This is a genomic window from Rathayibacter sp. AY1C9 (assembly GCF_002932315.1).
Taxonomy (GTDB): Bacteria; Actinomycetota; Actinomycetes; order Actinomycetales; family Microbacteriaceae; genus Rathayibacter.
Genome location: NZ_PSVZ01000024.1, coordinates 1 through 13,574, shown reverse-complemented (window position 1 = coordinate 13,574; position 13,574 = coordinate 1). Strand labels below are relative to the sequence as shown.

Here is a 13,574-nt window from a genome sequence, read left to right as displayed (position 1 = left end):
GCGTCATGTGGTCTGCTCGATGCACACCGTCCCGATCGGAGAGGTCCCTCATGCAGTCGTTCCCCGCCCCGCCCCGCCAGGTGCAGATCGGCGACGCCGCCGCGTTCGCCGGCGTCACTCCGCGGGCGATCCGCCACTACCACCGGCTCGGCCTGCTCCCCGAGCGCGAGCGGGGCGGAGACGGCCGCAGGCGCTACGGCTACGACGACATCATCCGGCTGCTCTGGATCCGCCGCCTGGCCGACGCCGGGGTCGCGCTCGAGGACATCCGGGACGCCTTCGCCGTCGCAGCCCCGGCCGGCGCCGAGGACAGCGCCGACCGCGAGGACGAGGTCGCGGGCGTCCTCGCGCGGCTGGACGACGCGCTCGCCGCGCAGGAGGAGGAGCTGCAGCGGAAGCGGGCCTCGGTCCGGCGCATGCGGACCCTCGGCGGCCGGCTGGGGCTGCTCGACGACATCGTCTCGCGCCGCCTCGAGGGTGCGCCCGAGGGCTCGCTGCGCCAGGCCGACCTCGACACCCTGCTGGTCACCGAGCGGATGTTCGGCCCGCTGGGTGCCGTGTCCCAGGCCGGCCGCTTCGTCGTCCTCGCCGCCGATCCGGCGCTGCGGGCGGAGGCCGACCGCGTCGACGCCGCCGAGGAGGCCCTCCACGACACGGTCGCCGAGGACGACCCCCGGGTGGAGCAGGTGGCGCGGGAGCGGCACGCCTTCGAGGCCCGGCTGATGCGCGTCGTCGAGGAGTCCGGTCAGCTCGAGGAGGACGAGGCGATCTTCGACGCGTGGGACGAGGCGCACCCGCCCGAGGACCCCGCGCCGGCCCCCGATCCCGCACAGGGCTCCCGCGCCCGGAGCGCCGGCGAGATCATCCGGAGCCTGCCCTACGACGTCTCGCCGGCCCGCCTGCGCGCCATGGACCTGGCGATGCGGCTCGGGATGGAGGAGGCGCCGGCGTCCTGAGACGCGGGGTCACGCCCGCGCGGTCACCCGAGGACCTCCCGCAGCACCTCCAGCGCCCGCTCGCGGTCGCCGACCCCGCCGCCCTCGTGCCCGCTGTACGGCCACACGTCGATCGACGTCTCGCCGCCGGAGACGTTGTGGGAGGCGAAGACCGTCGAGGGCGGGCAGATCGGGTCCATCAGGCCGACCGAGCGGTGCACCCGGCAGCCCAGGCGCCGCGAGAAGTGGACGCCGTCGACGTAGGAGAGGGTCCGCTCGACGGCGTCGAGGTCCTCGGGGCGGGTCGCCAGGTAGCGGGCGATCTCCACGTAGGGCGCCTCGTTCGTGACGGTCGTGGCGCGGAGGACGTCGGAGAGGAAGGGCACCAGGGCGATCGCGGCGCGCACCCGGGGGCGCAGCGCCGCCGCGGCGGTCGCGAGCGCTCCGCCCTGGCTGCCGCCGAAGACCGACACTCGGTCCGGGTCCAGCCCGGGGAGCGCCTCCACGGCGTCGACGGCGAGCGCCGCGTCCGCGATCATGCGCCGGTAGTAGTACGTCTCGGGCGACTCGATGCCGCGGGTCGTGACCCCGGGGTACGCGGGTCCGCTGCCGTGGGGGTCGGGGGTGGCTCCGGAGCGGGCGAGGCGTCCGGCTCCCTGGCCTCGCGCGTCGACGACCAGGTGCGCGTACCCGGCGGCGGCGATCCAGAGGTGCTCGATCGGACGGCCCCGTCCGCTGCCGTACCCGGGGTACTCGATCACCACGGGGAGCGGGGCGCCCGGGTCGACCGCGGGGGTCACCAGCCAGGCGGCGATCGGCTCGCCCGCGAAGCCGGGGAACCGCACGTCCCGCACCCGCACCAGCGGGAGGCCCGCGTCGACCGGCGCGGCGCTGACGCCGGGGCCGCCCTCCCGCCCGAGCGCGAGGGTGGCCCGCCAGAAGGCGTCGAAGTCGTCGGGCTCCGCGACCTCCGCACGGAACTCGCGGAGGGCGGCGAGGGGGCGATCCGTGAACACCGGGTCAGCCTTTCAGACCGGAGTGCGCGAGCCCTTCCACGAACTGCCGCTGAGCGAGGAGGAACACGGCCAGCACCGGCACGACCGTCATCGTCGCCGCGGCGAGCTGCACGTCCCACATCTCCCCGCCGTAGGCGTCGGTGAAGCGGGTGAGCGCCTGGGGCAGGGTGAAGAGCTCGGGTGAGGTCAGGTAGACCGTCGGCTCGAGGTACATGTTCCAGGACCCGAGGAAGGTCAGGATCGCGACGGCCGACAGCGCGGGCTTGGACAGCGGCAGGAAGATGCGCCGCCAGATCCCGAAGCGGCCGAGGCCGTCCAGGCGCGCGGCCTCCTCGAGCTCGCCGGGCATCGCGATGAAGTACTGCCGCATGATGAACGTGCCCAGCACCGCCGGCGCTCCGACCATCGGCACCAGCAGCAGCGGCACGTGGGTGTCGATGAAGCCGAGCTGCCGGAAGATCTGGAACAGCGGGATGATCGTCACCTCCGTCGGCACCAGCAGGCCGGTCAGGACGACGAGGAACACCGCGTTGCGGCCTGGGAACGGGATCCGGGCGAAGGCGTAGCCGGCCAGGCTCGACACCAGCAGCGTGACCACGGTGACCGTGACCGCGATGTAGAGGCTGTTCCAGTACTGGAGCGCGAACGGCTGGAACCGGAACGCCTCGGCGTAGCCCGCCAGGCTCGGCGAGTCCGGCAGCAGGGTCGGCGGGTTCGAGAAGATCTCGTTCACCGGTTTGAACGACGAGGCGATCATCCAGAACGTCGGCACCGCGAACGGCAGCACGAGCAGGATCAGCGTCACGACGAGCAGGGCGGTCATGAGCGGGCTGCGGCCGCGGCGGCGCTTGACGGGCGGCTCCGGGACGGCTTCGAGGCGTGGCGTGAGCGGGGTCCCCTGCTCGACGACGGCGTCAGTTCTCATAGAAGACCCATTTCCTGCGCAGCTGCCACTGCACGACCGTGAGGATCAGGACGAAGAGGAGCAGCATCAGCGAGAGCGTCGCGCCGTAGCCGATGTCGCTGAACTCGAAGGCCTGTTGGAACACGTAGTAGACGAGCACTGTCGTCGACAGCTCCGGCCCGCCCTCGGTCAGGACGGCGACCTGCGCGAACGCCTGCAGCGAGCCGACGATCGTGAGGATGGCGGTGAGGAGCAGGGTGGGCGAGATGAGCGGGAGCGTGATCCGGAAGAAGATCGCGCGGGGGCTCGCGCCGTCCAGCCGGGCCGCCTCGTAGAGGTCGCCCGGCACCCCCTGCAGCGCGGCGAGGAAGAGCACCATGTTGACGCCGACGCTGCGGATGACCTGCGTGACGATGACGCTCGCCATCGCGGTGGGTCCCTCCTGGAGCCAGTTCGGCCCGTCGAGGCCGACCAGCGAGAGCAGGCCGTTGATCGCGCCGTTGTCCTGGAGGAGGAAGCCCCAGACGAGGGTCCAGGCGACCACCGAGATGACGACGGGCGAGAAGAAGAGCGTGCGGAACAGGGCGCCGCCCGGGATCCTCCGGTTCAGCAGCACGGCCAGGCCCAGCCCGAGGGCGAGGTTCAGGACGACCACTCCCCCGGAGAAGACCGCGGTCGTGCCGAGCACCGCGCCGATGCTCGGGTCGTTGATCGCCCGCTCGTAGTTCTCGCCGCCCACGAAGGTCATGGAGCCGGTGAAGACGTTCCACTCGTTGAGGCTGAACCAGACCGCGAGCCCGACGGGCAGCAGCACGAACACGATCACACCGAGCAGCTGGGGCGCGATGAAGAGCCAGCCGGCGAGCGCGTCGCGGCGCCGGAGGTTCCAGTAGGCGCCGGCGGGAGCGGATCGGCGGCTGTCCGTCGAGGTCGCGGTCACGGGATCACTTCCCCTGGAGGACGGGCGCGATGGCGTCGCAGACGCCTCCGAGCACCTCGGCGACGTCGGCATCGGCCGACCACATGCGGTCCAGCGCCGTCTTGCCGACCGAGGTGATCTCGGCGGGGCTCGTCACCGGAGGGGTGGCGGACACGTCGGCGAGCTCGTCGACCACGACGCGGTCGAGCTGCTCGGCGCTGAGGCGGGTGTTGACCTTCGCCAGCTCCTCACCGGACAGCAGCGACTCGCGGGGCGGCGGGAAGAACTGCGCGAGCTTGGCGGAGTTCTCCGGGTTGGTCATGAACGAGAGGAAGCCGGTCGCCTCCTCCACGTGGTCGCCGCCTGCGAGCGCGGCCATGCCGGCCTGGCCGATGTTGCCGTACTCGCCGGCGGGGCCGACGGGCAGCGGGTAGATCTCGAACGGGAACGAGCCGTCGAGCAGGCTCGCCCGCGAGACCTGCGCGGTCGTGAACGCGGCGTCGCCGGCGAAGAAGTCCGCCGTCACGCCGGGTCCGGGGGTCGCGCCGCTGACGTAGACCGAGTCGTGGAAGAACTGGAACGCCTCCACCATCTCGGGCGAGTCCATCGTGCACTGGGTCCCGTCGTCGCTCCACGGCTGGGCTCCCCAGCCCGCCCAGAGGTTCGCGAGGCTCAGCCAGCCCGAGAAGTCGAAGTCGCGGATGATGTAGCCGGCCTTGCCGGTCGACTCGTTGACGGCCGCGCCGATGCGGTCGACGTCCTCCCAGCTGAGCGTCGCGGGGTCGACGGTCTGCCCGGCCTGCGCGATGAGGTCCTGGTTCACGTACAGCGCGAACGGCGAGTTGGAGAACGGGTACGCGTAGAGCTCGCCGTCCTGGCTGAACGACTGCGCCACGCTGGGCAGGATGTCGTCGTACTCGTAGCCCTCGGTCCCCTCGAAGGTCTCGGTCAGCGGAGCGAGTGCTCCGGCGTCGATCAGATCCTTCGCGATGTCGCCCACCCAGGCGAGGTCGGGGGCGTTGCCGCCCGCGGCCTGCGTGGTCAGGGTCGAGTTGTAGTCCGCGAACGGGAGGGACTCGAAGGTCACGGACTCGATCTCGGGGTGGTCGGCGATGTACTCGTCGGCCATCGAGTCGAACAGGGCGAGCTGCTTCTCGTCGGAGGTCCAGACGGACATCCTCAGAGCGACGGGTGCTGAGTCGTCCCCGCCGCCGGCGGCGCCGCAGCCCGAGAGGGCGGCGATCACTCCGACTGCGGCGAGCGAGGCCATCAGCTTCTTCGCTGGTCTCATCGTCTCTCTTTCTCCAATGGTCTTCTCGGTGTTCCCGGTCAGTACCCGACGACGTCGGGCCAGTGGGTCTCTACGCCGCGCGACTCGAGCCTCGCCTGCAGGCGGGCGACGAGGGCGGGGTCGGCGGCGATCTCGTGGGGCGACAGGTCCTCGGCGAGGGCGAGGGCCGCCAGCTCGCCGACGGCCTCGCCGATGTTCCACTCCACGGGGTGGAGGCGGTACGCGCCGTTGGTGATGTGCGTCGTCCCGATGTTCTTGCCCCCGGGCAGAAGGTTCGTCGGGGTGCGCGGCACGAGGGCGCCGAGCGGGATCTCGAACGGCGAGCACTCCACGTCGAGGTAGTTGTCGCCTCCGGTGGTCGGGTGCAGGTCGATCCGGTACATGCCCACGCCGACGGAGTCGTCGAAGCGCGCGGGGCTCCCCGTCCCGCGGGCGGCGACGGAGACGTCCTGCTCGCGCACCGTGGTGAGCGCGCGGATCCGGCGGGACTCGCGGATGTAGGGGGCCTGCGCGAGGCCGTCGGCGGTGCCCATCACGTCGCCGCGGAGCCGGAGCCCGGGCCAGCCGCGGCCGCCGTCGGGCCGGGGCGCCTCGGTCTGGAGCCAGTAGAAGTACGACAGCGAGAGCGCGCGGGCGCCGGCGAGGTGCTTCTCCGGCTCCGGCACGTCGAGGATCGAGCTGTCGAGGTAGTCGAGCATCGGCCAGTTCGCGAGCACGATGTCGCTGTCGAGCGCGCCCGGTCGGAGGGTCTCGGTCGCGAGGATCCGGCGGAACATCCAGAGGTCGGTGTCCCCGCCCTGCGCGCGCTGGTCCGCGGTGCGGGTGTCGCCCACGGCGTTGACGTGCATCGTGCGGGTCTCGGGGCGCAGCGTCCTCGGGTTCGGCGCGGTGAAGGAGAGGAGCTTCCCGCCCCAGAAGGGCACCTCGTACTCGTGCCAGTAGTCGTAGTCGGCCGGGCGCTCGATGGTGTGGTCGCCGTCCGCGCTGTCGAAGCCGAAGCACCAGGTGACGGCCTGCACGTTCATCGGGTCGGCGACGGCGGGAGCGCTGGGCTCGCCGTGCTCGTCGCGCGACTCGGAGCCCGTGACGTAGTCGACCTCCGCGAGGGGGAGCAGCTCCCCCGTCTCGGTCGCGTCGACCACGTACCGTCCGGAGACGGCGAGCTCCTCGCCCGAGACCGCGTCGCGCAGCAGGACGCGCTCGATCCGGCCCGGGCCGCCGTCGACGGCGAAGGGGACGACGCCGGTGACGACGCGGATCGCTCCGCTCGAGCGGTAGGGGGCGAGCATCTCGTCGAGCACGGCGACGGCCACTCGGGGCTCAGCGCAGAGCCGGCTCACGAGTCCGCGGCCGGGGTTCAGGCGGTCGTCGCGCATCGCCTCGGCGGTGAGGGGGTAGTTGCGGCGGTAGTAGCCGCGGATGCCGTCGCGGAGGCGCCGGTAGTCGGCGGTGACGCCGAACTGCTCGACCCAGGTGTGCTCGTCCGGCGGGACGCCCTGCGAGGTGAGCTGGCCGCCCAGCCACGTGTACTGCTCGGTCAGCACGACCGAGAGGCCGTTGCGGGCGAGGGCGATCGCCGCCGCCACTCCTCCGAGGCCGCCGCCGATCACGGCGACATCTGCTTGCATCGGGGTCACGCGTCCGCCTCGTCCTCGTCGACAGTCTGGGTCATCGGCCTACTACCCGCGGGTAATACGTATTGCCGATTGATTAGACCGTAACGCACGAGTGTCCGGTTGGCAACGGTCTCCGCCGTTCCGAGCGATGCCGCGGCGACCCGCGGGCGTCCTCAGCCGGAAGCGGGCCGGATGTCAGGGCTCGGTGGCATGCTCGACCCCGAGCGCGGCCGGCGGGCGGCAGCGCGGAGCGGAGCAGCATGATCGGGTTGGATCTCACCGGGCGCACGGCCCTCGTCACGGGCTCGGGGCAGGGCATCGGGCTGGCCATCGCGACGACGCTCGCGGAGGCGGGCGCCGAGGTGATCGTGAACGCCCGCTCCGAGCGGTCGATCCGCCGGGCGATCGAGGCCGTCGGCGCGGCGGTGCCGGAGGCGCGGGTGCGCGGAGTCGCGGCCGACGTGTCGACGGAGAAGGGCACGGCCTCCCTCCTGCGGGCGGCCGCCGACGTGGACGTGCTCGTCAACAACCTCGGGATCTTCGGCTCCGCCGATGCGCTCTCCATCGACGACGCCGAGTGGCGCCGCTACTTCGAGGTCAACGTGCTCACCGGCGTGCGCCTGACCCGCGCCTACCTCCCCGGGATGATGGAGCGCGAGTGGGGCCGCGTCCTCTACATCGGCAGCGACTCCGCCGTCGTCACGCCCGCCGAGATGATCCACTACGGAGTGTCGAAGACCGCGCTGCTGGGCGTCTCGCGCGGCTTCGCCAAGGCCGCCGCCGGCACCGGGGTGACGGTGAACAGCGTGCTCGCCGGGCCGACCCACACGGGCGGCGTCGAGGACTTCGTCTACGAGCTGGTCGACCGCGAGCTCCCGTGGGAGGAGGCGCAGCGCGAGTTCATGCGCCTGCACCGGCCGCAGTCGCTGCTGAAGCGCCTCATCGAGCCGGAGGAGATCGCCCACATGGTGGCGTACCTCGCCTCCCCGCTCGCCTCGGCCACCACGGGCGCCGCCGTGCGCGTCGACGGCGGCTACATCGACTCGATCGTGCCGTAGCGCGCGCTCCCGGGGCTTCCCGGGGCGCCGGCCGTCAGCGCGGAGGGGCGACCGAGCCGCCGGGGCGCCACGGGCCGCCGATGCGCTCCTGGAGGAGCGGCGCCGCCGGGTCGGCGAGGCGGGCGAGCAGCGCCTCCACTCCGCGGCGGCCGAGCTCGCGGCCGGGCGCGACGAGCAGGTCGAGTGCCGGGTCGGCCAGGTCGGCGACGTCGGGGTCGGAGGCGAGCAGGACGATCGAGAGGTCCTCGGGCACGCGCAGCCCGCGGTGCCGCACCTCGTGCGCGAACCCGACGGCGGCGCCCCCGTTGACGATCACCACGGCGGTCGCGGAGGCGGGGTCGAACGAGCGGGCGAGGGTGCGGCCACCGGCGGGCGACTCCTCGCAGCGCAGCAGCACGCCCTCGACGCCGCGGGCCGCGCAGGCGAGCGCGAACGCCTCCTGGGTGCGCGCATAGGGGCCGAAGTCGGCCGCGGCGTCGCGGTCCGGGCCGAGCACGAGCGCCACCCGCGCGTGCCCCAGGCCGGCGAGCCGGCCGAGCGCCTCCTCGACCATCCCCTCGAAGTCGATGTCGACCCAGTCGAGGGCGGACGGGTCGCGGGTGCGCCCGATGAGGGCGAAGGGCGTGCCGGAGTCCCGAAGGACCGGCACGCGCTCGTCCTCGCTGGTGACCTGCATCAGCACGACGCCGTCGATCAGGCCGTCGGCGCGCAGGTCGGCGAGGCGGTCGGAGCCGCCGACCGTCGGCCACAGGACGATCGAGTGGTCCTGCTCCGCCGCGGCCTCGGCGGCTCCGAGCAGGAACGAGGTGGCGGTGTTGAGCGGCCGGCTCGACACGAGCGGATAGACGACCGCGACGATCCCGGAGCGGCGCCGCGCGAGACCGCGGGCCAGGGCGTGCGGCCGGAAGCCGAGCTCGCGCATCGCCGCCCGCACCCGCTCGCGGGTCTCGGGCGAGACGGGCTTGGTGTCGTTGACCACGAACGAGACCGTCGCGATCGAGACCCCCGCGAGGCGCGCGACGTCCCTCATCGTGGCCACCGCGCCTCCTCCGCTCGCGCCGCCCGGCCGTGGTTGACGCGGGGCGGACGTCTCCCGCATCCTAGGAGACGCGGCCGGTAAAGCGGTTAACCCCGTGTCGGGCCGCCCACTGCCGCACCGTCTCCACCGTCGAAGAAGGAACACCGTGACCACACCCTCCTCCCCCGTCCGCGTCCTCGTCTGGGGCGAGAACCGCCATGAGCAGATCGAGGAGAAGGTCCGCGCGATCTACCCCGACGGCATGCACAGCACGATCGCCGACGGCATCCGCGAGAACCTCGGCGAGCGCGCCTCCGTCTCCACCACCACGCTCGACGAGCCCGAGCACGGCCTCACCGAGGACGTCCTCGACGCCACCGACGTGCTCGTCTGGTGGGGCCACATGGCCCACGGCGACGTCTCCGACGAGATCGTCGAGCGCGTCCAGCGCCACGTCCTCTCGGGCATGGGCCTCGTCGTCCTGCACTCCGGCCACTGGTCGAAGATCTTCGGCAAGCTCATGGGCACCACCTGCACGCTGCGCTGGCGCTCGGAGCAGGACCGCGAGCTGGTCTGGACCGTCGATCCCACGCACCCCATCGCCCAGGGGATCCCGCACCCCTTCGTGATCCCCCGGCAGGAGATGTACGGCGAGTTCTTCGACGTGCCGGCGCCCGACGAGCTCGTGTTCCTCTCGACCTTCACGGGCGGCGAGGTCTTCCGCTCCGGCATGACCTGGAAGCGCGGCCACGGGCGCATCTTCTTCTTCTCCCCCGGCGACCAGGACTACCCCGTCTACCACCAGGCCGAGGTGCGCCGCGTGATCGCGAACGGCGTCGAGTGGGTGCGCTCCTCGCGCCCCGAGCGCAGCCTCCCGGTGCTGCAGCGCTACGAGACCGAGGACTTCCACAACGGCCAGGACTACGAGGGAGCGCTCGTCCGATGACGGTCCGCCTCGTCCAGGTCGGCGCCGGCGCGATGGGCCGCGCCTGGATCCGCACCATCCGCGACTCCCCGGACGCCGAGCTCGTCGGCCTCGTCGACCTCGACGTCGACCTCGCCACGGCTGCCGCGGAGGAGGAGGGGGTCGGCCCGGTCGCGGTCGGCACCTCCGTCGCCGAGGTCGCCGCGCGCTCCGGCGCCGACGCCGTGGTCAACGTGACCGTGCCGCGGGCGCATCTGCCCGTCAGCTCGGAGGCGCTGTTCGCCGGGCTGCCCGTGCTCTCCGAGAAGCCGATCGCGCCGACCATCGCCGAGGCGCTGGTGCTCGCGGCGACGGCCGAGGCCTCGGGCCGGCTCCTGATGACCAGCCAGTCGCGCCGCTACTACGCGGCGATCACCGCCTTCCGCGAGCAGATCGCCGGGCTCGGGCAGCTGGGCACCGCCTCCGTGCACTTCGCAAAGGCGCCCCGCTTCGGCGGCTTCCGCGACGAGATGGACCACGTGCTCCTGGTCGACATGGCGATCCACGCCTTCGACGCGGCGCGGTACCTGCTCGACAGCGACCCGGTCGCGGTCTACTGCGAGGAGTACAACCCGGGCTGGAGCTGGTACGCCGACGGAGCCGCGGCGAGCGCCGTGTTCGAGTTCGCCGGCGGAGTGCGCTTCAGCTACACCGGCAGCTGGTGCGCCGACGGCCTCGAGACCTCGTGGAACGGCGACTGGCGCGTGAACGGGGCCGGCGGCACCGCGCACTGGGACGGCGACGGCGCTCCGGAGTGGCAGTCGCGCGAGTCGGAGGCGGTGCGGACCGCCACGCTCGAGCCCGTGCCCGAGGAGATCGCGGGCTCGCTCGCGGAGTTCGTGCGGGTGCTGGGCTCGGGGGCGGTGCCCTCGGGCGAGGTGCACTCGAACGTGCGGAGCCTCGCGATGGTGGAGGCGGCGGTCCGCTCCTCCGAGACGGGCGCGCGGGTGCGGCTCGACGACGTGCTGGAGGAGGGGTACGCGGAGGCGCTGACGCTCGCGCGCGACGAGCGCGTCCGCGCGGCCCTCGGCTCCTGGGGCTCGGCCGCGGAGGGCCTCGCGCGCTGACCACGCCGCCTGGCGGATCTCGAGGCGTCCGTGCCGGCGTCTCGAGACCCCCGCCCGGTCGCGGCTCCGCCACCGCGCGTTCGCCGGGCGGACACCTGCGGGCGGCGGCGCGTTCACCGGGGGCGGCCAGCGTGGGCGGGTTCCTTCGAAGCCGCTCAGGAGACCCGTGTCCTCTCGTCATACCCGCACCCGCACCGCCGCCCTCGCCCTCACCGTCACCCTCGCCGGCTGCACCCTCGGAGCCGCGGCCCTGCCCGCCTCCGCCGCGGGCGACTCCTTCTTCACCCGCATCGCCACGGTGCCGGCCTACCTCAACGCGGCCGACCCGTCCGCCGACTCCGCCGTCGCCGAGATCTCGAGCGCGTCGCCCGACGGCCGCCTGGTCTACTCGACGGACTCCGCCGGGCAGCGCATCGACGTCCTCGACATCTCGGACCCCGACTCCCCCGAGCCGCTCGGCGGCGTCGGCGTGGGCGGCGAGCCGACCTCGGTCTACGCGACCGGCGAGTACGTCCTCGCGGTGGTCGACACGAGCGACGGCGACTTCGCGAACCCCTCCGGCCACGTCAGCGTGCTGCACGCCGACGACCTCGCGCCCGTCGCGAGCATCGAGCTCGGCGGCCAGCCCGACTCCATCGACGTCACCACCGACGGCTCGACCGCGGTCATCGCGATCGAGAACCAGCGCGACGAGGACCTCGCCCGCGAGGGCGGCGAGGAGGGCGACCTCCCGCAGGCGCCCGCCGGGGAGCTCGTGGTGATGGACCTCGCGGGCGACCCCTCCGCCTGGGTGCCGGAGCACGTCGACCTCACCGGTCTCGCCGGCCTCGACACCCCGTCGGACCCGGAGCCCGAGTACGTCTCGATCAACCCGGCCGACACGGCCGTCGCCGTGACGCTGCAGGAGAACAACGCCGTCGCGATCGTCGACCTGGCCACCCGCTCCGTCACCGCCTCGTACACCGCGGGCACCGCCTCCGTCAGCGGCATCGACACGCTCGACGACGACTCGATCTCGCTGACCGGCTCGATCACCGACGTCCCGCGCGAGCCCGACGCGATCGGCTGGGTCGGCGACGACCACGTCGCGATCGCGAACGAGGGCGACTGGAAGGGCGGCACGCGCGGCTGGTCGATCCTCGACGCCGCGACCGGGGCCGTGCAGTGGGACGCCGGGAACTCGTTCGACCACCTCGCGGTGCGCCTCGGGCTCTACCCGGACAAGCGCTCCGACGCGAAGGGCTCCGAGCCCGAGGGCCTGCTCTCGGCCACCTTCGACGGCGTCCCCTACGTGTTCGTCGGCGCCGAGCGGGCGAACTTCGTGGCCGTCTACGACGTGTCGGAGCCGACCGCGCCGCGCTTCGTGCAGGCGCTGCCGTCGACGCCCGGCCCGGAGGGGCTGCTCGCCCTGCCCGAGCGCGACCTGCTGGTCGTCTCGAGCGAGACCGACGACGCCGAGGCCGCCGTCCGCGCGAGCGTGCAGCTCTACGCGCTCGGCGCCTCCGCCCCCGCGTTCCCGACCGTGCTGTCGGCCGACGTCGACGGATCGCCGCTGCCCTGGGGCGCGCTCTCGGGCCTCTCGACCGACCCGGCGGCGCCCGACCGCCTGTACGCGGTGACCGACAGCGCCTACGCGCCGAGCACCCTCCACTCGATCGACACCTCCGTCTCGCCGGCGCTGCTCGACTCGACGCTCACGGTGACCGAGGGCGGCGAGCCCGCCGCTCTGGATCTGGAGGGGATCGCCGCCCGCGTCGACGGCGGCTTCTGGGCCGTGACGGAGGGCGGGACAGGCGACGGCAACGCGCTCCTGCGGCTCGACGCGGACGCCGCGGTGACCGAGCGGATCGCCCTGCCCGCGGAGCTCGCCTCCGCACTGGGCAAGCAGGGCTTCGAGGGAGTGACCGTCGAGGACGGCGCCGCCGGTGAGATCGTCTGGACGGCACTGCAGCGCGAGGCCTCGATCGACGCCGACGGAGTGGTCCGGATCGGGCGCTACGACGTCGCCGCCGACAGCTGGAGCTTCTTCGGCTACCCGCTGGAGGCCGTGTCCGGGGCGGACGGCGACTGGAACGGGCTCTCGGAGATCACGCTGACCCCCGCGGGCACGCTCGCGGTGATCGAGCGCGACAAGCTCAACGGGCCGGACGCCGCGCTGAAGGCCGTGTACACGGTGCCGCTGCCGACGGAGGCGGGCGCGGCGGTCGGCGAGACGCTGCCGATGCTCGAGAAGACGCTCGCGGTCGACGTGCTGCCCGCGCTGCAGGCCGGGAACGGCTGGACCCAGGAGAAGCTCGAGGGCCTCGGGATCACCGGCTCCGGCGAGGTGTTCGCGGTGACCGACAACGACGGCGTGGACGACGCGAACGGCGAGACGGTGCTCGCATCGCTCGGCTCCGCGGAGTCCGTGTTCGGGGCGGGGACGGTGCCGACCCCGGGACCGACTGTCGAGCCGACGGTGGCGCCGACGGCTGAGCCGACCACGGCGCCGACCGCGCAGCCCACTGCGCACCCCACGGCCGAGCCGACCCGCACGCCGGCTCCCGCTCCGGCCGGCGCCGTTCCTCCGCGGACCGGCTCGGGACTCGCGAGCACCGGCGTCGAGACGGGCTGGACCGCCGCGGCGGCCTTCGCCCTGCTCGCCGGCGGAGCGCTCGCGCTCGGAGTGACGCGCCGCCGCCGCGACGCGCGCTGACGGACGCCGACGGCCCGGGGGACAGTGTCCTCCGGGCCGTCGGCGTTCCCGCCGCGAGCGGGGCGGGTGGGGCGAGTAGTCGGGTGTCAGC

At 73.3% G+C, this 13,574-nt stretch carries 11 protein-coding genes; 5 read left to right on the top strand and 6 right to left on the bottom strand.

Features of this window, described 5'->3' with window-relative positions; all coding sequences use genetic code 11:
• Positions 1-50: 50 nt before the first annotated feature.
• The gene (locus C5D09_RS14220; RefSeq protein ID WP_104269608.1) at positions 51-956 is read left to right on the top strand and encodes a MerR family transcriptional regulator; all 906 of its coding nucleotides are present in this window, start codon (positions 51-53) and stop codon (positions 954-956) included.
• A 23-nt stretch (positions 957-979) separates the two neighbouring features.
• Here the strand turns inward: C5D09_RS14220 and C5D09_RS14215 are convergent, their stop codons facing one another.
• Genes C5D09_RS14215 through C5D09_RS14195 form a run of 5 tightly spaced genes read right to left on the bottom strand, consistent with a single transcriptional unit; the run spans position 980 to position 6,693 of the window.
• The gene (locus C5D09_RS14215; RefSeq protein WP_104269607.1) at positions 980-1,951 is read right to left on the bottom strand and encodes an acetylxylan esterase; all 972 of its coding nucleotides are present in this window, start codon (positions 1,949-1,951) and stop codon (positions 980-982) included.
• Between the two features lie 4 nt (positions 1,952-1,955).
• Positions 1,956-2,876: a carbohydrate ABC transporter permease gene (locus C5D09_RS14210; RefSeq protein WP_244229554.1), complete on the bottom strand. Its 921-nt coding sequence runs from the start codon at positions 2,874-2,876 to the stop codon at positions 1,956-1,958.
• Positions 2,866-3,795: a carbohydrate ABC transporter permease gene (locus tag C5D09_RS14205; RefSeq protein WP_104234014.1), complete on the bottom strand. Its 930-nt coding sequence runs from the start codon at positions 3,793-3,795 to the stop codon at positions 2,866-2,868. Before C5D09_RS14205 ends, C5D09_RS14210 begins: the two co-directional genes overlap by 11 nt.
• A 4-nt stretch (positions 3,796-3,799) precedes the next feature.
• Complete coding sequence (locus C5D09_RS14200; RefSeq protein WP_104224315.1) at positions 3,800-5,065, bottom strand: sugar ABC transporter substrate-binding protein; 1,266 nt, start codon at positions 5,063-5,065, stop codon at positions 3,800-3,802.
• A gap of 38 nt (positions 5,066-5,103) precedes the next feature.
• Positions 5,104-6,693 (bottom strand): FAD-dependent oxidoreductase, encoded by a 1,590-nt coding sequence (locus tag C5D09_RS14195; protein WP_104269629.1) that lies wholly within the window; start codon positions 6,691-6,693, stop codon positions 5,104-5,106.
• Between the two features lie 251 nt (positions 6,694-6,944).
• On the opposite strand from C5D09_RS14195, the gene C5D09_RS14190 reads away from it, so the two are divergent.
• Positions 6,945-7,739 carry an SDR family NAD(P)-dependent oxidoreductase gene (locus C5D09_RS14190; protein WP_104227166.1) on the top strand — a complete coding sequence of 265 codons (795 nt, stop codon included), beginning with the start codon at positions 6,945-6,947 and terminating at the stop codon, positions 7,737-7,739.
• A 34-nt stretch (positions 7,740-7,773) separates the two neighbouring features.
• Here C5D09_RS14190 and C5D09_RS14185 read toward each other — a convergent pair whose 3' ends face one another.
• Positions 7,774-8,769 (bottom strand): LacI family DNA-binding transcriptional regulator, encoded by a 996-nt coding sequence (locus C5D09_RS14185; RefSeq protein ID WP_258067017.1) that lies wholly within the window; start codon positions 8,767-8,769, stop codon positions 7,774-7,776.
• Positions 8,770-8,923: 154 nt separating this feature from the next.
• Here C5D09_RS14185 and C5D09_RS14180 point away from each other — a divergent pair, with 154 nt between their 5' ends.
• From C5D09_RS14180 to C5D09_RS14170, 3 genes are all read left to right on the top strand, one after another.
• Entirely contained in the window at positions 8,924-9,703 is a 780-nt protein-coding gene (locus tag C5D09_RS14180; RefSeq protein WP_104269604.1) for a ThuA domain-containing protein, read from the top strand.
• Entirely contained in the window at positions 9,700-10,788 is a 1,089-nt protein-coding gene (locus C5D09_RS14175; protein ID WP_104267971.1) for a Gfo/Idh/MocA family protein, read from the top strand. The genes C5D09_RS14180 and C5D09_RS14175 overlap by 4 nt, the downstream gene beginning before the upstream one ends.
• A gap of 166 nt (positions 10,789-10,954) precedes the next feature.
• Positions 10,955-13,483: an esterase-like activity of phytase family protein gene (locus C5D09_RS14170; RefSeq protein ID WP_104269603.1), complete on the top strand. Its 2,529-nt coding sequence runs from the start codon at positions 10,955-10,957 to the stop codon at positions 13,481-13,483.
• Positions 13,484-13,574 lie beyond the last annotated feature (91 nt).